18 protein-coding genes are annotated in these 20895 nt (G+C 69.1%); 10 read left to right on the forward strand and 8 right to left on the reverse strand.

Annotated features, from left to right (window positions below; translation table 11 throughout):
• Positions 1–14 precede the first annotated feature (14 nt).
• Complete coding sequence (locus E8D38_RS14140) at positions 15–1523, forward strand: carotenoid oxygenase family protein (RefSeq protein WP_140631632.1); 1509 nt, start codon at positions 15–17, stop codon at positions 1521–1523.
• Between the two features lie 25 nt (positions 1524–1548).
• On the opposite strand, the gene E8D38_RS14145 is transcribed toward E8D38_RS14140, so the two are convergent.
• Positions 1549–2721 (reverse strand): vWA domain-containing protein, encoded by a 1173-nt coding sequence (locus tag E8D38_RS14145; RefSeq protein WP_140631635.1) that lies wholly within the window; start codon positions 2719–2721, stop codon positions 1549–1551.
• Positions 2722–2858: 137 nt separating this feature from the next.
• On the opposite strand from E8D38_RS14145, the gene E8D38_RS14150 reads away from it, so the two are divergent.
• From E8D38_RS14150 to E8D38_RS14165, 4 genes are all read left to right on the forward strand, one after another.
• Positions 2859–4058 carry a GGDEF domain-containing protein gene (locus tag E8D38_RS14150; RefSeq protein ID WP_140631637.1) on the forward strand — a complete coding sequence of 400 codons (1200 nt, stop codon included), beginning with the start codon at positions 2859–2861 and terminating at the stop codon, positions 4056–4058.
• A 75-nt stretch (positions 4059–4133) separates the two neighbouring features.
• Positions 4134–4652 (forward strand): hypothetical protein, encoded by a 519-nt coding sequence (locus tag E8D38_RS14155; RefSeq protein ID WP_140631640.1) that lies wholly within the window; start codon positions 4134–4136, stop codon positions 4650–4652.
• Between the two features lie 59 nt (positions 4653–4711).
• Positions 4712–5809, forward strand: coding sequence for a glycosyltransferase family 4 protein (locus E8D38_RS14160; protein WP_219851751.1), 1098 nt, complete (start codon positions 4712–4714; stop codon positions 5807–5809).
• Positions 5810–5825: 16 nt separating this feature from the next.
• Positions 5826–8015: an amylo-alpha-1,6-glucosidase gene (locus E8D38_RS14165; RefSeq protein ID WP_140631642.1), complete on the forward strand. Its 2190-nt coding sequence runs from the start codon at positions 5826–5828 to the stop codon at positions 8013–8015.
• Positions 8016–8024: 9 nt separating this feature from the next.
• Here E8D38_RS14165 and E8D38_RS14170 read toward each other — a convergent pair whose 3' ends face one another.
• Genes E8D38_RS14170 through E8D38_RS14180 form a run of 3 tightly spaced genes read right to left on the reverse strand, consistent with a single transcriptional unit; the run spans position 8025 to position 11538 of the window.
• Positions 8025–10079 carry a S9 family peptidase gene (locus E8D38_RS14170; protein ID WP_140631645.1) on the reverse strand — a complete coding sequence of 685 codons (2055 nt, stop codon included), beginning with the start codon at positions 10077–10079 and terminating at the stop codon, positions 8025–8027.
• 8 nt (positions 10080–10087) lie between these two features.
• Complete coding sequence (locus E8D38_RS14175; RefSeq protein WP_140631647.1) at positions 10088–10687, reverse strand: GNAT family N-acetyltransferase; 600 nt, start codon at positions 10685–10687, stop codon at positions 10088–10090.
• Between the two features lie 8 nt (positions 10688–10695).
• Entirely contained in the window at positions 10696–11538 is an 843-nt protein-coding gene (locus E8D38_RS14180) for an AAA family ATPase (protein WP_140631651.1), read from the reverse strand.
• A gap of 83 nt (positions 11539–11621) precedes the next feature.
• Between E8D38_RS14180 and E8D38_RS14185 the strand changes: the two genes are divergently transcribed.
• The 5 genes from E8D38_RS14185 (at position 11622) to E8D38_RS14205 (ending at position 16749) form a co-directional block, all read left to right on the forward strand.
• Positions 11622–12275, forward strand: a complete 654-nt coding sequence (locus E8D38_RS14185; protein WP_140631653.1) for a c-type cytochrome — start codon at positions 11622–11624, stop codon at positions 12273–12275.
• A gap of 154 nt (positions 12276–12429) precedes the next feature.
• Positions 12430–14034 (forward strand): ABC transporter substrate-binding protein, encoded by a 1605-nt coding sequence (locus E8D38_RS14190; protein ID WP_140631656.1) that lies wholly within the window; start codon positions 12430–12432, stop codon positions 14032–14034.
• A gap of 83 nt (positions 14035–14117) precedes the next feature.
• Positions 14118–14726: a PH domain-containing protein gene (locus tag E8D38_RS14195; RefSeq protein ID WP_140631659.1), complete on the forward strand. Its 609-nt coding sequence runs from the start codon at positions 14118–14120 to the stop codon at positions 14724–14726.
• 15 nt (positions 14727–14741) lie between these two features.
• A complete protein-coding gene (locus E8D38_RS14200) occupies positions 14742–15455 on the forward strand; it encodes a c-type cytochrome (protein WP_140631662.1) in 714 nt (237 codons plus the stop codon).
• Positions 15456–15465: 10 nt separating this feature from the next.
• A complete protein-coding gene (locus E8D38_RS14205) occupies positions 15466–16749 on the forward strand; it encodes a cytochrome c (RefSeq protein ID WP_140631665.1) in 1284 nt (427 codons plus the stop codon).
• Here E8D38_RS14205 and E8D38_RS14210 read toward each other — a convergent pair.
• The 4 genes from E8D38_RS14210 to E8D38_RS14225 form a co-directional block, all read right to left on the reverse strand.
• Positions 16746–17786, reverse strand: coding sequence for a hypothetical protein (locus E8D38_RS14210; protein WP_140631668.1), 1041 nt, complete (start codon positions 17784–17786; stop codon positions 16746–16748). The two genes, E8D38_RS14205 and E8D38_RS14210, sit on opposite strands and share 4 nt — an antisense overlap.
• Before the next feature lie 100 nt (positions 17787–17886).
• Positions 17887–18264, reverse strand: coding sequence for a nuclear transport factor 2 family protein (locus E8D38_RS14215; RefSeq protein WP_140631671.1), 378 nt, complete (start codon positions 18262–18264; stop codon positions 17887–17889).
• A 137-nt stretch (positions 18265–18401) separates the two neighbouring features.
• Complete coding sequence (locus E8D38_RS14220) at positions 18402–19268, reverse strand: hypothetical protein (RefSeq protein ID WP_140631676.1); 867 nt, start codon at positions 19266–19268, stop codon at positions 18402–18404.
• Positions 19269–19599: 331 nt separating this feature from the next.
• A complete protein-coding gene (locus tag E8D38_RS14225) occupies positions 19600–20730 on the reverse strand; it encodes a DJ-1/PfpI family protein (RefSeq protein WP_246099488.1) in 1131 nt (376 codons plus the stop codon).
• Positions 20731–20895: the final 165 nt, after the last annotated feature.

Genomic DNA, 20895 nt, shown 5'->3' on the forward strand with positions numbered 1-20895 from the left:
TCGGGAGGTGCGCCATGAACTCCAACCCCCTGTCTCGCCGGCAATGGTTGCAGGGCGGCCTCGCCGCCGGCCTGGGCCTCGCCGGCCTGCCGGCCGGGGCCGCCACCGCCGAGCACGCCTGGCGCAGCAGCTACGCGCCTCATGACGGCCCTCGCAAGCCGCCGCTCGACACGCGCGACCTGCCGGTGCAGGGGCGCTGGCCGTCGGAGCTGCGCGGCACGCTCTACCGCGCCGGGCCGGCACGCCGCCAGCTCGGGCCGGTGACGCTGACCCACTGGTTCGACGGCGATGGCATGGTGCAGGCCTTCCGCTTCGACGGCCGCGGCAAGGTGTCCCACCGTGGTGTGCTGCTCGCCACGCCGAAGCTTCTGGAGGAGGAAGCCGCGGGCCGCCTGCTGTACCCGGGCTTCGGCAGCCGTGTGCCCGACGAGCGCCCGGTCACGAGCCCGGACCAGCTCAACGTGGCCAACATCAACCTGCTGGCCGCCGCCGGCGGGCGCGACCTGTATGCCTTGTGGGAGGCCGGCTCGGCGCTGTCGATCGACCCTCAGACGCTCGACGCCAAGGGCTTCAAGGCCTGGTCGCCCGACACCCGCGGGCTGCCGTTCTCGGCGCATCCGCGCGTGGAGCCGGACGGCACCGTCTGGAGCTTCGGCTACCTGCCCGGCAGCGGGCGCCTGGTGCTGTACGAGATCGATCCGACGGGCGTGCTGCGGCGCCAGCATGTGATGGCCGCGCCGCAGGCCGACATGGTCCACGACTTCGCGACCACCGAGCGCTACCTGGTGTTCCTGCTGATGCCGCTGCGCTTCCAGCGGGGCGCCGACGCCCCGGCCGATGCGAGTTTCCTGGAGCGCTACCGGTGGGACGCGGATGCGCCGCTGATCGCGATGCTGGTCGACAAGTCGGACTTCAGCGTGGCCAGGCGTTTCGAATTGCCGGGCACCGGCGTGTTCCACCTGGGCAATGCCTGGGAGCAGGGCGGCACGGTGCAGCTCGGCTTTGCCGAGCAGCCGGCGATCCTGCCGCTGATGCGCAGCCTGCGGGTCGATGCGGCGGGGGCGGCCGATGCCTTGCCGCCCACCTCGTGGGTGACGCTGCGGCTCGACCTGGCCTCGGGCCGCGCGGTGCGCGAGGCGCATGGCCTGGCGGACGTGGAATTCCCGCGCTTCGACCCGCGGCTTTGCGGCCGGCCCTCGCGCTTTGCCGTGATGCTGCAGCGCAGCCCGCGCATGCATGCGGCGGTGCCGGGCATGGACACGGTGCTCACCCTGCATGGGGAGCGCGTGCAGCGCTTCGGCTACGGCGATGGCTGGATCGCCGAGGAGCACCTGTTCGTGGCGCGCCCGGCGCGCTCGCGCGAAGGCGAAGGGTGGGTGCTGGGTACGGCCTACCACTGGCCGAGCGAGCGCACGGCGCTTTCGGTGTTCGACGCACAGGCCGTGGGCGCCGGGCCGGTGGCGCGGGTGAGGCTGCCCTACGGCCTGCCCCTGGGGCTGCATGGGCAGTTCGTCGGCGGATGAGGGTCGGGGTGTCGAAGCGCCGCCGCTACTTGCTCAACAACCGCATCGCGCCCTCCAGCCCCGCCAGGGTCAGCGGGAACATCCGCTGGTTCACCAGCTGCTGGATGATCGAGATGCTCTGCCGGTAGCCCCATACGCCCTGGGGCTCCGGGTTGATCCAGGCGTACTTCGGGAATGCGTTCGTCAGCCGCTGCAGCCATTCCGCGCCCGGCTCCTCGTTGTTGTATTCGACGCTGCCGCCGGGCTGCAGGATCTCGTAGGGGCTCATCGTCGCGTCGCCCACGAAGATGAGCTTGTAGTCCTTGTTGTACTTGCGGATCACGTCCCAGGTCGGGAACTTCTCAGAGAAGCGGCGCCGGTTGTTCTTCCACATGAAGTCGTAGACGCAGTTGTGGAAGTAATAGAACTCCAGGTGCTTGAACTCGCTCTTGCAGGCAGAGAACAGCTCCTCGACCCGGTGGATGTGTTCGTCCATCGTGCCGCCCACGTCCATGAGCAGCAGCACCTTCACCTTGTTGTGGCGCTCCGGGACCATCTTGATGTCGAGCATGCCGGCATTGGCGGCCGTCGAATGGATGGTGTCGTCGAGGTCGAGCTCCTCGGCGGCGCCTTCGCGCGCGAAGCGCCGCAGCCGGCGCAGCGCGACCTTGATGTTGCGCGTGCCGAGTTCGAGCGTGTCGTCGTAGTCCTTGTAGGCGCGCTGGTCCCACACCTTCACCGCGCTGCGGTTGCGTCCCTTGTCCTGGCCGATGCGGATGCCCTGCGGGTTGTAGCCATAGGCGCCGAACGGCGAGGTGCCGCCGGTGCCGATCATGCGGTTGCCGCCTTCGTGGCGTTCCTTCTGTTCCTCGAAACGCTTCTTGAGCGTCTCCATCAGTTCGTCCCAGCCCATCTTCTCGATGGCGGCCTTTTCCTCCGGGCTCAGCTCGAGCTCGAACTTCTTCTGCAGCCACTCGAGCGGGATGTCCTGGGTGAAGTCGGCGATGCTCTCCACGCCCTTGAAGTACACCCCGAAGGCGCGGTCGAACTTGTCGAAGTTGGCCTCGTCCTTCACGAGCGAGGTGCGGGCGAGGTAGTAGAACTCGTCGATCGACGGGCCGATCACGCCGGCCTTCACCGCTTCGAGCAGCGTGAGGTATTCCTTGATGGACACCGGCAGCTTGGCCGAGCGCAGCGTGTAGAAGAAGTCGATCAGCATGGCGGCATTCCCGGGCGCACGGCCGTGAGGTTCGACATTGTGGCCGCAAGGCGCCGGCCGCGCATCGGGGCGCCCGGCCAGACGGGCGGGGCGAAAGGCGAGGCGGCTAAAGTGGCGCGTTTCCCGGCGGACGCCCGATGACCGACATCGAAACCATCTTCTTCGTGATCGCGCTGCAGCAGACGCTGTACGCGGTCGCGTGGGGGCTGGCAGGGTCGTTGCTGGCACTGTCGCGCGCAGCCACCTTCCACTGGATGGGGTTCTGCCTGCTGAGCGCAGTGGCGCCGCTGCTGGGCTTCCTGGGCGAAGTGGTGCCCCGCGAGCTGGCACGCGGCCTGGGCAACCTGAGCTTCATCGTCGCCCTGATGCTGGTGCGGCGCGGCATCGCGGTGTTCCTGCACCAGCCCTCGCGCGACCGCGAGCAGGCGGTGCTGCTCGTGGCGCTGGTGGCGCTGCATGCGGTGGTCGGCTTCGGGCCCGAGTGGTTCGTCCTGCGCGCCTCGGTGGTGTCGGTGGCCGTGGCCTGGATCATGGTCAATGCGGGGCTGAGTTCGGCACGGCAGATCCGCAGCGAGTTCGGCAGCTGGCCGGCCTGGATCGTCTCCGGCCCGATGCTGGCGATCGGCGTGGCGTTCTCGGTGCGGGCCGCGCTGGTGCTGGGCATGCCGCAGGCAGTGGGCACCAGCGTGTCCTCGCGCACCGACTTCAACCTGGCGCTGCTGCTGTCGCTGGTGGGCCTGTCGCTCATGTTCAACGTGTCGCTGGCCTACATGGTGGTGTCGCGCCTGGTGCGCAAGCTCAACTACCTGTCGCGCCACGACAGCCTGACCGGCCTGCTCAACCGCCGGGCCATGGAGCAGGCGCTGCGGGCGGAACAGCGCCGCTGGCTGCGCTTCGGCGAACACTTCGCGGTGCTGCTGGTCGACCTCGACCACTTCAAGCGCGTCAACGATTCGTTCGGGCATGCGGCCGGCGACGCGGTGCTCAAGGCGGTGGCCCAGACGCTCGTCCAGGTGGCGCGCCAGGTCGATCGGGTGGCACGGTTCGGCGGCGAGGAGTTCTGCCTGCTGCTGCCGCATACGCCGGGCGAGGGCGCCGAGCTGGTGGCGCGGCGCGTGCGCCAGGCGGTGGCCGAGCTCGAAGTCGTATGGGAAGGCGGCAGTATCAGGCTCACAGCCAGCGTGGGCGTGGCCGCATGTGCACGGCCCGAGGAGCCGGTGTCGCGGCTCATGATGCGCGCCGACCGCGCGCTCTACCAGGCCAAGGCCGAAGGGCGCGACCGCGTGGTGCTGGCGCCAGCCCCCGGCGCCACGCTGCCGGCGAGCGCGGCCGCCTGAAACCAGCGCCTGGCGCCGGGCATGGCGCTTGCCGCAAGGGGGGAGTGTCCATTCGACGCACCCGTGCGAAACGCCATGTCTGCTGTGTCTGCCTCTGCCGCCACTGCATCGAGCCACTTCTTCAACCGCGAGACCGCGGCGCGTGCCGTCGAGCTGGCCGCGCCCATGCTGCGCGCGGCGGCCGGCGATGCTGCGGTCAACCAGAGCGGCGTGCTGTACCTCGTGATCACCGACCCGCTGCGCGGGCCGCAGGCGTGCGCGAGCTTCGAGGACGCCATCGTGCATGAGCAGGGCTTCGGCCGGCCGCCCGCCGAATGGGACGCCGACTATGCCGGCTTCGCACGGGCCAAGGCGCGGCTGAGCTGGCAGACCGGGCTCGACAGCCATGTGGTGCAGGCGCTGCGGCCGCACCTGCTGCGCGAGGGCGACACGGCGTTGTGGGGCAGCGTCAATCTCGACGGCATCGTGGTGGGCGTGAGCGGCAACGAGGCCGCCTACGACGAAGCCTTCGCCGGCGCGGTGGCACTGCTGGCGAGGGCGCTGGCCCGGCAGGAGCGCGCCCGCCTGGCGGCTTCTCAACTGGTGGTGCGGTGAACGCCGTCGGCCGGCATCCCTTGCTGCAAGGCCCGTCCGGGGCGGTTTCGCATCTGCTGCTGCCCGGTCCGGCCACCGACCGTCCGCTTCGCATCGCGCAGGTGGCGCCCCTGTTCGAAAGCGTGCCGCCCCACGGCTACGGCGGCACCGAGCGGGTGGTGTCCTACCTCACCGAGGCGCTGGTCGAGATGGGCCATGAGGTCACGCTGTTCGCCAGCGGCGACTCGGTCACGAATGCCGACCTCGTGCCGGTGGTGGCGCGCAGCCTGCGCACCGACCCGAGCCGCCCCGACTGGCTGGTGTGGCACACCATGCTGCTCGACGAGGTGTTCCAGCGTGCGGCGCAGTTCGACGTGATGCACTTCCACGTCGACTTCTTCCACTACCCGCTGGCGAGGCGCTGCGCCACGCCCAGTCTCACCACGCTGCATGGCAGGCTCGACCTGCCGGACCTGCTGCCGCTGCACCAGCACTTCAGGGAGCATCCGCTGGTGTCCATCTCCGACAGCCAGCGCAGGCCCATGCCGGACCTGTCGTGGCTGGGCACCGTGCATCACGGCCTGCCGCCCGCGCTCTACGCGCTGCGCGAGGAGTCGCAGGACTACTTCGCCTTCGTGGGCCGCATTTCCCCCGAGAAGCGGGTCGACCGCGCCATCCAGATCGCCATCGCCACCGGTACGCGGCTGCGCATCGCGGCCAAGGTGGACCGGGCGGACGAAGCCTATTTCGAGCGCGACATCCGGCCGCTGCTGGGCCACCCGCTGGTCGAATTCGTCGGCGAGATCGATCAGGCGGCCAAGAACGACTTCATCGGCCATGCGCGGGCGCTGCTGTTCCCGATCGACTGGCCCGAACCCTTCGGCCTCGTGATGATCGAAGCCATGGCCTGCGGCACGCCGGTGCTGGCCTGGCGCTGCGGGTCGGTGCCCGAGGTGGTGGACGAGGGCGTCACCGGTTTCGTGGTCGACGACATGCAGCAAGCCACCGCCGCCGCGCGCGAAACCCGCCGCATCGACCGCCGCAGGTGCCGGCAGGTGTTCGAGACGCGTTTCTCGGCGCGGCAGATGGCCGGCCGCTACCTGGCCCTGTACCGGAGGCTGATCCAGGCCCGCCAGACCAACCCGGGGCTGGAGGCTGCCACCGAATCGCCGCTGTGAACTTCGGAGGTGCGACATGAGCGAGAAGATCCGCATCGGCGACCAGTGGTACGTGCTGGCGACCTCGGCGCGCGCCGAGGAGCGGCTGCAGGTGCTCAAGAGCGACGAGACCTTTGCACTGTTCAACCGCTTCGGCGACATCCAGCCCTGGGACGCGGGCGAGCAGGGCCTCTACCAGGACGACACCCGCTTCCTGTCGCGCTTCGAGCTGCTGGTCAACGGCGTGCGGCCCATGTACCTGGGCGCCTCCGTCAAGGAAAACAACAGCCTCCTGGTGGTGGACCTGATGAACCCGGACCTCGCCACCGAAGGGCGGCTCGAGGTGGCCAAGGGCACGGTGCACATCTTCCGCGCCAAGCTGCTGTGGCAGGGTGCCTGCCATGAGCACATCCGCCTGTCGAACCACGGCCTGCAGCCGGTGCGGCTCACGGTGGAGTTGCACTTCGAGGCCGACTACGTGGACCTGTTCGAGGTGCGCGGCATACGGCGCGAACGGCGGGGAGTGCGGGCGCCGGTCGAGATGCTGGGCAACGACGGGCTGGCCTTCCGCTACGAGGGGCTCGACGGCGTGTGGCGCTGCACGCAGCTGCAGTGCGACCCGGCGCCCGACGTGCTGAACTCGAACCACGCGAGCTACGACATCGAGCTGCTGCCCGGCGGCGAGCGACACCTCTATTGCACGGTGGCCTGCAGCAGCAGCGACGAGCCGGCCGTACCCGGCGCCTGCGCGCCGCGGCTGTGCACCTACCAGCAGGCCTTCCGCAAGAACGAGGAGACACGCTGGCAGGCGCGCAGCGGCAACTGCAGCATCGGCAGCTCGAACCCGCTGATGGACCGCTGGCTCGAACGCTCGGTGGCCGACCTCGACATGCTCACCACCGACCTGCCGACCGGGCCCTTCCCGTATGCCGGCGTGCCGTGGTATTCGACCACCTTCGGCCGCGACGGCCTGTTGACCGCGCACCTGTGCCTGTGGAACCAGCCCCAGATGGCGCGCGGTGTGCTGTCCTTCCTGGCGGCGACCCAGGCCACCGAGGAGGATGCCGCCTCCGATGCCGAGCCCGGCAAGATCCTCCACGAGGCGCGGCGCTGCGAGATGGCCCGCACCCGCGAGGTGCCGTTCGGCCGCTACTACGGCTCGGTGGATTCGACGCCGCTGTTCGTGCTGCTGGCCGGCGCCTACTGGCAGCGCACCGGCGACCTGGCGTTCTTGCGCAGCCTGTGGCCGAACATCCTCGCGGCGCTCGACTGGATCGACCGCTACGGCGACCGCGACGGCGACGGCTTCGTCGAATACGCGCGCCGCAGCAAGGACGGCCTCGTGCAGCAGGGCTGGAAGGACTCGCACGATTCCATCTTCCACACCGACGGCCGCTATGCGGACGCGCCCATCGCGCTTTGCGAGGTGCAGGCCTATGTGTACGAGGCCAAGCGGCTGGCGGCGCAGATGTGCGCCGCGCTGGGCGAGGCACAGCGCGCGCAGCAGCTCGATGCCGAGGCCGCGGCGCTCAAGCAGCATTTCCAGGAGCGTTTCTGGTGCGACGAGCTGGGGCTCTACGCCATGGCGCTGGACGGCGACAAGCAGCCGTGCCGGGTGGCCTCGTCGAACGCCGGGCATGCCCTGTGGGCCGGCATCGCGGCGCCCGAACATGCCGCCCGCATGGCGCAGCGCTTCTTCGAAGACGACCTGTTCTCGGGCTGGGGGTTGCGCACCATCGGCAGCGGCCAGTCGCGCTACAACCCGATGTCGTATCACAACGGCTCCATCTGGCCGCACGACAACGCGCTCGTGTTCGCCGGCCTCGCGCGCTACGGCCACACCGAAGCGGCGATGCGCCTGCTCGATGGCATGTTCGACGCGAGCCTGCATTTCGAGCGCCACCGCCTGCCCGAGCTGTTCTGCGGCTTCGCTCGCCGACCCGCCGAAGGGCCGACGCTCTACCCGGTGGCCTGTTCACCCCAGGCCTGGGCCTGCGCCACAGTGTTCGGCATGCTGCAGGGCTGCCTGGGCCTGCACTGCCATGCACGCACCCACGAGCTCGAGCTGAGCGCGCCGCGCCTGCCGGCCTTCACCAACTGGCTCGAGATCCGGGGGCTCGAAGTGGCCGGCGCCAAGGTGGACCTGCTGCTGCAGCGCTATCGCGACAGCGTGGGGGTGGAAGTCACCGGCAAGACTGGCGAGCTGGCCGTGCGCGTGCACGTATAGGCCAGGCGCCTACGCTTTCGAACGAGCCTTGCGCGGTGCCTGCGCGGGGTCGTGCCGCTTCAGCCAGTCGAAGAACTCTCCATACCAGAGCCGGCTGTTGCGCGGCTTCAGGATCCAGTGGTTCTCGTCGGGGAACCACACCAGCCGCGCGTCCACGCCGCGGGCCTTGAGCGTGTTGTAGTAGGCCAGGCCCTGGTTGTCGGGCACGCGGTAGTCGAGCTGGCCGTGGATCACCAGCGTGGGCGTGCGCATGGTCTTGGCATAGGTGTGCGGGCTCTGGCTCGCCACCTTGGCCGCATCGTCCCAGTACCAGGCGCCCAGCTCCTTGGCATGCCAGGTGTAGGCATCGTCGGCGAACATCGCGGTCCAGTCGAAACACCCGGCATGGCAGATGTAGGCCTGGTAGCGGCCGGGCTTCACGTGGGCGTTCATCCACGCGACCATGTAGCCGCCGTAGCTGCCGCCGGTGGCGAACACGCGGTTGCGGTCGATGTAGGACTGCTTGAGCATGCGGTCGGTGGCGGCTTCCACGTCCTGCAGCTCGAACTCGCCCCAGTGGTGGGTGATGCTGTCGAGGAAGTCGTAGCCGAAGCCGCTGGAGCCGTGGTAGTTGACGCAGGCCACCACATAGCCCTGCGCGGCGAAGAGGTGGTTGTTCCAGCGGTAGTGCCAGGTGTCGCCGGCGGCCGCATGCGGGCCGCCGTGGATGCTGTGCAGCAGCGGCCACTTCTTCTTCGCGCTGAAGCCGGGCGGGTACACGACCCACATCTGCACCGCGTCGCCGCGGGCGCCCTTCACGATCACCTCTTCGTGGGTGCCGAACACGAAGCGCGACAGCAGCTCGTCGTTGAAGGCCTCGATGCGCAGCGCCGGCGTGTTGCCGAAATGCACCGACACGCGCACCGGGTGGTTCATCGAGTCGGCGCAGGTCACCAGCACGTCGCCGTCGGCGGCGGCGGCCACGTCGAAGCCCTGCACCCAGCCGCCGCGGGCGGCCACGCTGGCGCGGCGGGTCTCGAGGTCGAAGCGCCACAGGTGGCAGCGCGCCCGTTCCTCAGCCGTGAAGTAGATGGCCTGGCCGTCGCCCGACCAGCGCAGCGGCGCATTGATGGAGTGGTCCCATTCGGCCGACAGCAGCTGCCAGCGGTTGGCAGCGGCGTTGCGCTCCACCAGCCCGAGGTGATGCGGCATCGTGTGCATCTTGCCCTGATGGCTGGCGGTGAAGGCGATGCGGGTGCCGTCGGGGCTGTAGCGCGGCGCGTTGAAGTCCCAGGCGTCGGCGCCGGTGCCCGGGTTCAGCAGCTCGCGCACCTGCCCGGACCTGATCGACAGCTCGGCGAGGGCGAAGCAGTGGTCCAGGCGCTTCTCGGGTTCGGGGTCGTGCACGAAGGCGATATGCCGGCCGTCGGGCGAGATGTCGAAGGTGTTGGCGTCGGGCTCGGCACGCGTGAGCTCGTAGGGCGAACCCTCGAACAGGTCGGTGACCTTGCCGGTTGCGAGGTCGAGCACGTGCAGGTGCGCCACGCGGCCCATCGGCACGAAGTGGTCCCAGTAGCGGTACTGCGCCTCGCTGGTGACGTAGGCCGTCTCCTTGCGGTCCTTGAATTCCTTGTGCCGCTTCGCCTGCGCCTTGGCGCCCTTGAGTTCGGGCCATACCCAGGAAACGAAGGCGATGCGCCTGCCGTCGGGGAACCACTTGAAGCACTCGACGCCCGGGGCGTAGTCGCTCACCCGCTGCGCTTCGCCGCCGTCGGGCGCGATGAGGTAGAGCTGCGGCGTTTCGTCCTTCCTGCCTTCCTGCTCGCGCCTGGCGACGAAGGCGATGCGGTCGCCGGCCGGCGACCACTGGGCCTGGCCGTCCTTTTCACCGCAGCTGGTGAGCCGCCGCGGCTCGCCGCCCAGGGTGGACAGCAGCCACAGCGAGGCCTGGCTGCGGTTGTCTTCCATGCTGTGGCGGGTGGCCGACACGACCGCCTGGGCCGTGTCGGGCGACAGCGTCACGCCGGCGAGGCGTTCGATCTGCCACAGGTCGTCGATGGTGAAGGAACGCTTTTTCCTGGTCATGAAGGAAGTCAGTTCGAACGCGGCTTGTCGAGCTGCCAGCGCAGGTGCGCGCGCACCTCGGGCCACTCGCCGACGGTGAGGCTGTACATCACGGTGTCGCGCACCGTGCCGTCGCGGCGCGGGTGGTGATGGCGGATCACGCCGTCGCGCCGGGCGCCCAGGCGTTCGATGGCGCGCTGGCTGGCGAAGTTGAAGTTGTCGGTGCGCCAGCCCACCAGCTTGGCGCCCAGCGTGTCGAACGCGTGGGTGAGCAGCAGCAGCTTCGCGGTGGTGTTGACGTGGCTGCGCTGCACGCTCTTTGCGTACCAGGTCCAGCCGATCTCCAGGCGCTCGACCGCGGGCACGATGTCGTGATAGCTGGTGCAGCCGAGCACCCGGCCGCTGGGCGCTTCGATCACGGCGAAGGGCAGCCGGTGGCCCTCGGCCTGGTGCCGCAGCGCCGTCTCGATGTAGGCGGCGGTGTTCTCGGGTTCGGGCACCGAGGTGAAGCGCAGGTTCCACAACTCGCCGTCGGCGGCCGCGGCCAGCAGGCCGTCGAGGTGGTGCGTGCCGAGGGGCTCGAGGCGCACGCGCGCGTCGGCCAGCGTGACGGGGGCGACGGGAATCATCGCCCGGCTCAACGGTTGTGCCGTTGCATGAAGACGAGCTTCTCGAACAGCGTCACGTCCTGTTCGTTCTTCAGCAGCGCGCCCACCAGCGGCGGCAGCGCCACCTTGTCGTCCTTGCTCTGCAGCGCATCGAGGGGAATGTCCTCGGCCACCAGCAGCTTCAGCCAGTCGAGCAGTTCCGAAGTGCTGGGCTTCTTCTTGAGGCCCGGGAGGTTGCGCACGTCGTAGAAGCTCTTGAGCGCCGCGCCCAGCAGCTCCTTCTTGAGGCCGGGGAAGTGCACCTCGACGATGCTCTTCATCGTCTCGGCGTCGGGGAACTTGATGTAGTGGAAGAAGCAGCGGCGCAGGAAGGCGTCGGGCAGCTCCTTCTCGTTGTTGGAGGTGATGAACACCAGCGGCCGGTGCCGCGCCTTCACCAGCTCGCGCGTCTCGTACACGTAGAACTCCATCCGGTCGAGTTCGCGCAGCAGGTCGTTGGGGAATTCGATGTCGGCCTTGTCGATCTCGTCGATCAGCAGCGCCACCGGCTGGTCGGCGGTGAAGGCCTGCCACAGCACGCCCTTGACGATGTAGTTGTGGATGTCCTTGACCTTCTCGTCACCGAGCTGGCTGTCGCGCAGCCGGCTCACCGCGTCGTATTCGTACAGGCCCTGCTGGGCCTTGGTGGTGCTCTTGATGTGCCACTGCAGCAGCGGCAAGCCGAGCGCGGTGGCCACTTCCTCGGCCAGCATGGTCTTGCCGGTGCCCGGCTCGCCCTTGACCAGCAACGGTCGCTTGAGCGTGACGGCGGCATTCACCGCCAGCATCAGGTCCTGCGTGGCGACGTAGTTCTCGGAGCCGGTGAACTTCATGGCGGGCGGGGGTAGGAGGGGGTCGGGGCAGTATACGAGCCGCCCTATAATTCGCGGTTGAACCCAAAAACCCACGCAGGACCATGAAAAAACTGCTCCCCGCGATGATGGTGGCCCTGTTGGCCCTTGCCGGTGCCGCCCAGGCTCAAGAAAAGGCTGGAGACGTGGCCGCAGGCCAGAAGAAGGTGGCCATGTGCATCGGATGCCACGGCATCCCGGGCTATCAGTCGAGCTTCCCTGAAGTCCACAAGGTGCCGAAGATCTCCGGCCAGAACGCCAAGTTCATCGCCTCGGCGCTCAACGCCTACAAGAAGGGCGAGCGCAAGCACCCCACGATGCGCGGCATCGCCGAAACGCTGTCCGAGCAGGACATCGCCGACATCTCCGCCTACTACGCGCAAGACGGCGGCAAGACCGAAGCACCGGCGCAGGTGGCCGAGCCCAGCGCCGCGGTGGCCGAGCTGCTCAAGCGGGGCAACTGTGCGTCCTGCCACGGCGACAACTTCAGCAAGCCGCTCGACCCGAGCTACCCCAAGATCGGCGGCCAGCATGCCGACTACCTCTACGTGGCACTGAAGTCCTACCAGACCGAGCGCAACACCGCGATCGGCCGCAGCAACGCCATCATGGCGGCGCAGGCCAAGCCCTTCTCGCATGCCGAGCTGAAGCTCCTGGCCAACTACATCGCGTCGCTGCCTGGTGAACTTCAGACCCGGCCGCAGTCGAAGTTCCGCTAAGGCGAAACCGAGGCTTCCACGCAAGGGCCGCGCAGCGCAAGCTGCGCGGCCCTTGTGCTTTGGCGGCTCGCTTCTTGCATCCCCGAGTCAACCCTGAGGCGCCGGGAAAGGCGCACTCCTACACTGCCGCCACTTTTCCGACTGGGAGGTTCACATGCCGGTGCTGAAGAGGTTCGAGATCGGTCGCAGGGCGCGCCGCGCCGTCTTCCTGGGCGCCGCGCTGGCTGCGGCCGCCGCCGCCGTTCCGGCCCAGACCTTCCGCTGGGCCAGCCAGGGCGACCCGCAGACCATGGACCCGCATTCACAGAACGAGTCCATGACCAACGCGATGAACCAGCAGGTCTACGAGTACCTGGTGGGCCGCGGCAAGAAGCTCGAGCTCGTGCCGCAGCTGGCCACCGAATGGCAGCAGCTCGCACCCACCCGCTGGCGCTTCAAGCTGCGCCCCAACGTGAAGTTCCACGACGGCGCGCCCTTCACCGCCGACGACGTGGTGTTCTCGGTCAACCGTGCCAAGGAGCCGTCGTCCAACATCGCGGCCTATGCCACCGCGCTGGGCGAGCCGAAGAAGATCGACGACCTGACCGTCGAGTTCGATCTGCCGCAGTTCAACCCGATCTTCCTGCAGCACCTGTCGCTGGTGTTCATCATGAACAAGGCCTGGAGCGAAAAGCACAAGGTCACGAAGCCGCAGGACTTCAAGAACCGCGAGGAGACCTATGCCGCCTACAACGCCAACGGCACCGGGCCCTTCATGCTGGTGTCGCGCCAGCCCGACGTGAAGACGGTCTACAAGCGCAACCCCCACTGGTGGGGCCGGTTCGAAGGCAACCTGCAGGAGGTGGTGTACACGCCGATCAAGAGCGACGCGACCCGGCTGGCGGCGCTGGTCTCGGGCGAGATCGACTTCGTGCTCGACCCGGCGCCGCGCGACGTGGCCCGGCTGCGCAACACGTCCGGCGTGAAGGTGATCGAAGGCCCCGAGAACCGCATCATCTTCATCGGCATGGACCAGGCGCGCGACGAACTGCTCTACAGCAGCGTGAAAGGCAGGAACCCCTTCAAGGACCTGCGCGTGCGCCGCGCGCTCTACCAGGCGGTGGACATCGAGACCATCAGGAACAAGCTGATGAACGGCCTCGCCGCACCCACCGGCGCGGTGGCCTCGACCCAGATCGCCACCTTCAACGACCCCGAGGTCGAGAGGCGGCTGCCCTACGACCTTGCCGCCGCGAAGAAGCTGATGGTCGAGGCCGGCTATGCCGACGGCTTCGAGGTGACGCTCGATTGCCCGAACAACCGTTACATCAACGACGAGGAGCTGTGCATCGCGCTCGCGGGCATGTGGTCGCAGCTCAAGGTGCGGGTCAAGGTGAACGCGCAGCCGCGAGCCACCTATTTCCCCAAGGTCGAGAAGCTCGACACCTCGATGTACATGCTGGGCTGGGGCGGCCAGATCACCGATGCGGAGACCACCTTCACGCCGATCTATCGGATGCGGGCCGACAAGGGCGTGGGGTACTACAACTGGGGCAACGTCCGCAACGAGAAGCTCGACGCGCTGGCGGCGGCTTCCAGCCGGGAGCCCGACCCCGAGAAGCGCAAGGCCCTGATCCGGCAGGCGTTCCTGGAGCACAACGCGCAGGTTCACCACATTCCGCTGCACCGCCAGTTCATCCCCTGGGCGATGCGCGAGAACGTGACGGTGGTGCACCGTGCCGACAACTATCTCGAATGGCAGTGGATCACGGTCAAGTGAAAGGCCCGCGAAGCATGACTTGAGCGCCGTGGCGGCCTATGCTGCGTGCTGGGCCACGCAGGGTGGCCGCCACGGAGGAAAGCATGTTCAAGAGGATTGCGGCCGAGGCACTGGGCCTCAGCGACGTCGGCGTCATCGTGTCGCCGGCCGACTACTCGAAGGTCGACGCAGACGACTACCTGTTCCATGAAGACGGTGAAAAGATCTTCTTCCTCATCAAGTCGAAGAAGGACGAATACTGCTTCACGAACCTCGCGCTGATCCATGTGGACGGCGAGTCCGCCGTGTCGTCCAAGCGCAGCATCAAGCGCTACGACTACGCCAGCCACCGGGTGCACGGCGTGGCCATCGAAACCGCGGGCACCATCGACCTCGACGTGGAGCTGAAGTTCGCCCTCGACGACGAGGTGTTCAGCATCGACGTGCGCAAGAACTTCCTCGAGGCGCTGAAGGACATCTACAAGGCGCTCATCACCATCGGCCGCCAGCAGCGCCACGACGAGGTGGCCCGGGCCAACGTGCTGCCCTGCCTGGAGGCGATCGGCTCGATGTTCAAGCTCGGCGCGGTCGACAACGAAAAGGTCGTGGCGCTGCACTACAACACCTTGCTGGCCAACGTGAACCATGCAGTGCTGCAACGTCACCTGAAGCGCGACTTCAGCGATGTGTTCGAGAAGTTCATCCATGCGTGAGGCAAGAGGGTGCGCATGACCCCGCCGTGGCGCCGGCTTCGTTCCTGGTTCTGGGCCGCCGTGCTGCCGCTGTGTGCCGGCTCGGCCTGGGCCCAGCAGCAGACGGTGCCCGACACCATGGCGCAGCGCATGCTCGCCTGCGCCGGCTGCCACGGCAAGGAGGGTCGTGCCACCAACCAGGGCTACTTCCCGCGCATTGCCGGCAAGCCGGCCGGCTACCTCTACAACCAGCTGGTCAACTTCCGCGATGGCCGGCGCGGCTACCCGCCCATGGCCTACCTGGTCGAGCACCTGTCCGATGCCTACCTGCAGGAGATCGCCAGCCATTTCGCCACGCTCGACCTGCCGTACCCGCCGCCGCAGACGCGCGGCGCCGACCCCGGGCTGCTGCGCCGCGGCGAAGCGCTCGCCTTGCGCGGCGATGCGAAGCGTGGCATCCCGGCCTGCGTGGCCTGCCACGGCGAAACGCTCACCGGCGCGCTGCCCGCCTTCCCGGGCCTGCTGGGCCTGCCGCGCGACTATGTCGTGAGCCAGTTCGGCAGCTGGCGCACCGGCCAGCGCAAGGCCCGTGCGCCCGACTGCATGGCAGCCATCACCGAGCGGCTCGCGCCCGAAGACATCCAGGCGGTGTCGACCTGGCTGTCGTCGCAGCCGCTGCCGGCCAACACCAGGCCCGCCACCACCATGGCGCTGCCGCTGCCGCTCGACTGCGGCAGCGGCATGAAGTGAAGCCCGCGGCATGAACAAGCCCACCCACAGGCAGGCCACCGTCGGGCTGCTCGCGCTCGTGCTGCTGCTGGCCTTGCTGGTGGTGGTGCAGAACCTGCGCGACGAAGACGACATCACGGACGTCGAGCCCCCCGCGCTCCCGCTCACGCCCACGCCCGGGCAGCTCGAACGCGGCGCCTATCTCGCGCGGGCGGGCAACTGCGTCACCTGCCACACCGCCCGCGGCGGCGCCGAATACGCCGGCGGGCGCGCCATCGACACGCCGTTCGGCCGGGTGTATTCGACCAACCTCACGCCCGACGCAGCCACCGGCATCGGCAGCTGGAGCGCCGCCCACTTCTGGCGGGCGCTGCACAACGGCCGCTCCAAGGACGGCCGCCTGCTGTACCCGGCCTTCCCCTACCCGAACTACACCCAGGTCACCCGCGAGGACTCCGACGCGATCCATGCCTACCTGCGCAGCCTGCCGGCGGTTGACCAGCCGAACCGCCCGCACGAGCTGCGCTTTCCCTACAACCTGCAGGTGTCGCTGGCGGTGTGGCGTGCGCTGTTCTTCTCGCCGGGCGTGTACGAAGCCGAGGCGGGCCGGTCGGCGCAATGGAACCGCGGCGCCTACCTGGTGCGCGGACTGGGCCACTGCGTTGCCTGCCACTCGAGCCGCAACCTCTTCGGCGCCACCAGCGGCGAGGTCGAGCTGGGCGGCGGGCTGATCCCGCTGCAGGGCTGGTATGCGCCCTCGCTCGCGAGCCCGGCCGAAGCCGGGGTGGCCGACTGGAAGACCGAGCAGGTGGTGCAGCTGCTCAAGACCGGCGTGTCGCCGCAGGGGTCGGTGATGGGGCCGATGGCGGAGGTGGTGTTCCGCAGCACGCAGTACCTGAGCGAGGCCGACCTCACCGCCATGGCGGTGTTCCTGAAGGAGCTGCCGCAGGCCGAGCCGCGCCGCAGGCGCGAGGGCGAAGCGCTCGACCCTGCGGCGCGCGCGCTCGGCGAGCGGCTGTACGGCGAGCGCTGCGCCGGCTGCCACGGCAAGCAGGGCGAGGGCGCCGCCGGTGCCTACGCGCCGCTGGCCGGCAATCGCGCCGTCACCCTGCCGGCGCCCACCAACGTGCTGCGGGTGGTGTTCAACGGCGGATTTCCGCCGGCCACCGCGGGCAATCCGCGGCCCTACGGCATGCCACCGTTCGGGCATGAGCTCAACGATGTGGAACTGGCGGCCGTGATCAGCCACGTGCGCAGCGCCTGGGGCAACGACGCCTCGCCGGTGTCCGCCCTCGAAGTGTTGCGCGCGCGCTAGGCCGGAAGCGACTGCCCCCAGCCCAGCCGCTGCAGCGTCAGCGATTCGACGTGCAGCGAGACTTCCGGCGCCTGGCTGCGCGGCTGCAGCCCGAGCCCGCGTGCCTGCAGCCGCAGCGTGGCCGTCACGGGCCCGGTCTGCCCGGCCCGCCCCTGCAGTTCGAAGCGCGCCTCCCGGGCCGACAGGTCGAGCCAGCGCAGCATGAGTTCGTGGCTCACCACGGCGGCCGACAGCTCGATGCGGTTGCGCCCCTGGGCCCGCCCGTCGAGCAGCAGGTGGTGCTGCGCCGTGCCGAGGGCGCCGTCGCCCAGCTGCAGCCTGCCGTCCAGCCGGGTGCGGTCGAGCGTGGCAGCCGTCTGGTGCGGCGCCCAGCCCACCGGCTGGCTGCCCGCGTGGCGCAGCGTGCATTCGGCAAAGGCGCGCACGTCGAGCGAGCCGCGGTCGGTGACGCGCGAGCCGAACAGCGCACCGCGCCGCTCGAAGCTGATGCCAGGCACCTGCGGCCCTGAAAACATGTAGAGGTAGGAGCGGCCGTTCGGTGCGTCCACGTACACGCCCATATGGCTCACGCCCATCGACGAGTCCGGCCCCAGGTGCTCGACCGTCACGTGGTTGAAGTCGAGCCGGCCGTCGTCGATGGGAATGCGCACGTCGGCGTCGAGCACCCAGGCCGCGTCGGTGATGAGCGCGTTGAGCACACCCTGCAGGCCGCCCAGCGCATCGAGCCGCCAGGCCATGCCTGCGGCCGCGCCGGTGCCGCGCAGCGCGGCCGCCGGCAGCGCGACGTGCAGGCCCTGCAGCGCCACCGCTTCGATGGAGACCCGTTCGAGCCTGGCCTGGGTGCCTGCCGGCGCCGCCAGCGTGGCCACCACACCGGTGAGCTCCGCCTGCTCGACGGACACGGCCGCGCCGCCGGCCGAAAGGCGCAGGCCGGCGGCCGACAGCCGCGCCGCCTCGAGCGCCACGCGGCCATCGGCACCGAGGTCGAGCACCAGGCCTTCCGCCTGCGGCTTGCCTTCGACGAGCCGGATCTCCATGGGAACGGCACTGTGCCACTGCCGGCCGCGCGATGGGGCGCACGGCAACCACTGCTTACGCCGTCGCGGGCGGGGCGACTTGCGCCGGGACCAGCCCCGCTCAGCTGCGCACGCGCAGTTCCGTCGCCTGCGACCACACGGCCTGCCAGCCGTCCGCCCTGTTCTCGTAGGCGTCGGTGTGCCAGCACACCACCTCGCGGCCCGACGGGAACCGCAGCGTCGCCTGGTAGCGGACGATGGCCATGGCGGCCGATATGCGGAACTTCATGCCCGCCGCTTCCCAACCCGCATAGAAGGGCTCGCGCGCCACGGCTTGCAGGTAGGCCTGGCGGCTGAAGACCTTGCCGGCGGGCGTGATGAGCTCGTACTCCGGTGCATGCAGCGCTTCGAGGGTCGGCATGTCGCGCTCGACGAGCGCACGCGTTCGCCGCAGTTCGAGCTGCCGGAAGAAGTCTTCGTTCTCGAGTTCCTGGTTCATGCGCGAATGGGCTGACGGGCATCGAGCATAAGGCCGAGTTGGCTGGGTCGATGGGGCGTTCCTGAGACCGCCCACGAATCCGAAAACGAAAACGGGCGGCCAGGGCCGCCCGTCCGTTGCGCTCGAGGAAACGCCGGTCAGTTCGAACTGGCCTTCACGCTCGTCAGGGTGATGAGGTTGTTGCTGCCGCCCGGGCGGATGAAGAAGCCGATGCCGGGCTGGCCCGTGGTGTACTGGTTGTGCACCACGTGCAGCTTCAGCACGTCGTTGATCCAGGCCTTGATGGAGTTGCCGATCACCTGGGCCTTGATGCGGTCGCCGGTCTTCAGGGCGGACGCCTGCGTCCAGGGGATGGACTGGTTGCTGTCCATGCTGATCACGTCGCCGAACGGGCCGTTCCAAACGCCCAGCTGCACGGTGCCGTTGCGCCAGAAGCACAGCTCGTAGCCCCACAGGTTGTTGGAGTCGGTGCGCGCGCGCAGCCACAACTCGACCTCGTGCGTGGGACCGACGGTGCCAGGGTTCACCTGCACCACCGCTTCGATGGTCTGGTCGGGCCCGAAGCCGCTCAGGAAGGCCACCGAGTCGTCATAGCTGTTGGTCACGCCGTTGGTGCCGTAGGCCTGGCCGTTTGCGGTGCGCACATAGGTCCAGGCGTTGTTGGCCTTCGACCAGCGGCCGCCTTCGCTGATCGGGTATTCGGTCAGGTCGAAGTTGGTGCTGTACGAGACGGCGCCGCCCGGCGGCGGGGTGGGGGTCGGCGTGGGCGTCGGCGTGGTCTCCTGGGTCACCGCCACCGTGGTGCGGGTGCGGCAGGTGTAGGTGCGGGTGATGTTGCGGCGGGCCGCATCGTCGATGCAGGCCTGCTCGGATGCAAAGCCCGTCTGCACCGCGGCGCTGCCGTCGTACAGGTCCCAGGTGCCGCGTGTCACGGCGGCCGTGCCGGCGAAGGCGGCGGGTGCGGCCGCCATGGCGGCGAGGCCCAGAATGAAGCTCGATCTCAAGGTGCTACTCCAAAGTCGCAGATGTGTAGTTGATTGCTGATTGCTTTCCTGTCGCGGATGGGCAGCGAACGGTTCATTCACCCCACCTCTCCCACGCCCTCGCAAAGAAGCGCAAGACGCGCATTCAAACTAGGGGGGCTGGAAACCGTCTTCAAGCAAACGCGTCACTCTGTTGCAGTCGTTACCGCGGCGCGGAGCTTCGACATGGATGGTGATGCTGGCGACGGAAGAGGGTCTGCAAAGCCCCGTTTTTCGAGGCTTTGCCAGCGCATCGGTCGTGCAGGGAATCTCGCGCCAACGCGGCTTGGGCGCCCAGGCGCGGCGAGGCGGCTCAGGAGCGGGTGCAGGGGTTGCTCATGGCCGGGTACTCCAGCTCCTGGAGCACCCATTCGAGCCGCGAGTCGCCGAAGCGGTCGGCCACTTCGCACAGCGTGCGGTCGAGTTGCTGCAGCGGCTTGAGCCCCGTGCCGAGAGGCACTCGGGGCAGGCCGGCAGCCGCAGGCCGGGCATTGACGACCACCCCGCTGCGCAGCTTCACCGGGCCGCCGCTCGCCGAGGCGGCCGTCACGTCCACATGCCAGGTGCGCGACCACGCGTCCACCGCCAGGGCGAGGGCCACGTCGTCCATGCCGTCGTGCACTTCCACCTGCCACTGCTCGTCGCGCCACAACGCGGCCTTGTTCAGCAGGTAGGTAGCACCGCGCCGCGGCGTCAGGCCGAAAGGGGTGCTGTCGTGGGCCGGGCTCCAGGACCCAGCGCCCAGCTCGTCTGCCAGTGCCTGCGCCTTCGCCCGCCCGCCGATCGCCTCCACCAAGGCCAGCATCGCCGGCACCGATGCGGTGATGCCGGTGGTAGTGGCCACGCCGCGGTCGATGACGTACCGCTGGTGCGGCTCGTGGGTCGCGCCGGTGTGGCGCTCGGGCAGGCGGCCGCGGTCCACCCAGTGGCCGGTGAAGCGGCGGCCGTCCAGCAGGCCGGCGCGGCCCACCACGAGGGCGCCGCGGCACACGCCGATGACGCGGGCGCCGCGGTCGGCCTGCCGGCGCAGCCAACCGGCGAGCAGCGGGTCGTCGTCTTCGCGTACCGCCGGCACGATCACGTAGTCGGCCCCGGCCGGGTGGGCCCGGTCGAAGCTGTCGAAGTCGAGCGCGCCGTCCACCTGCAAGGCCGGGAACAGCTCGATGCGGCCGGGCCGGGGCGCAACGATGCGCACCTCGGCCACGCCGGCGCGCTGCAGGACCGCGTGCGGCAGCAGCAGGTCGGTGGTCTCGGTCGCGTCGTTCTGTGCCAGCACCACGATCACCGGCCGGCCTTCGCGACGCGGCTTCAGGCCTTCGACGAAGGCCTGGTGCTGGCGTTCGACGGTGGCGGCGTCCGGCAGCGGCGGCAGCGGCTCCTTCGAGCCGCAGGCGGCCAGCGCGACGGCTACGATGGCCGCCGCGAGCCCTGCCGGCCACCGCAAAGGTCTTCGGGATCGCGTCCATGCAGTGTGTCGTTCCATGTCCGGGAGCCTACGATTGCGCACCGAGCGCCACAAGGACGAAGAAGCCGCAGTTCCTGCCGGCCACGTGGTGCTGGTCGCCTTCGACGGCGTCGAGGCGCTCGACGTGGCCGGACCGACCTGCCT

This window comes from Methylibium rhizosphaerae (assembly GCF_006386545.1).
Taxonomy (GTDB): domain Bacteria; phylum Pseudomonadota; class Gammaproteobacteria; order Burkholderiales; family Burkholderiaceae_C; genus Pseudorivibacter; species Pseudorivibacter rhizosphaerae.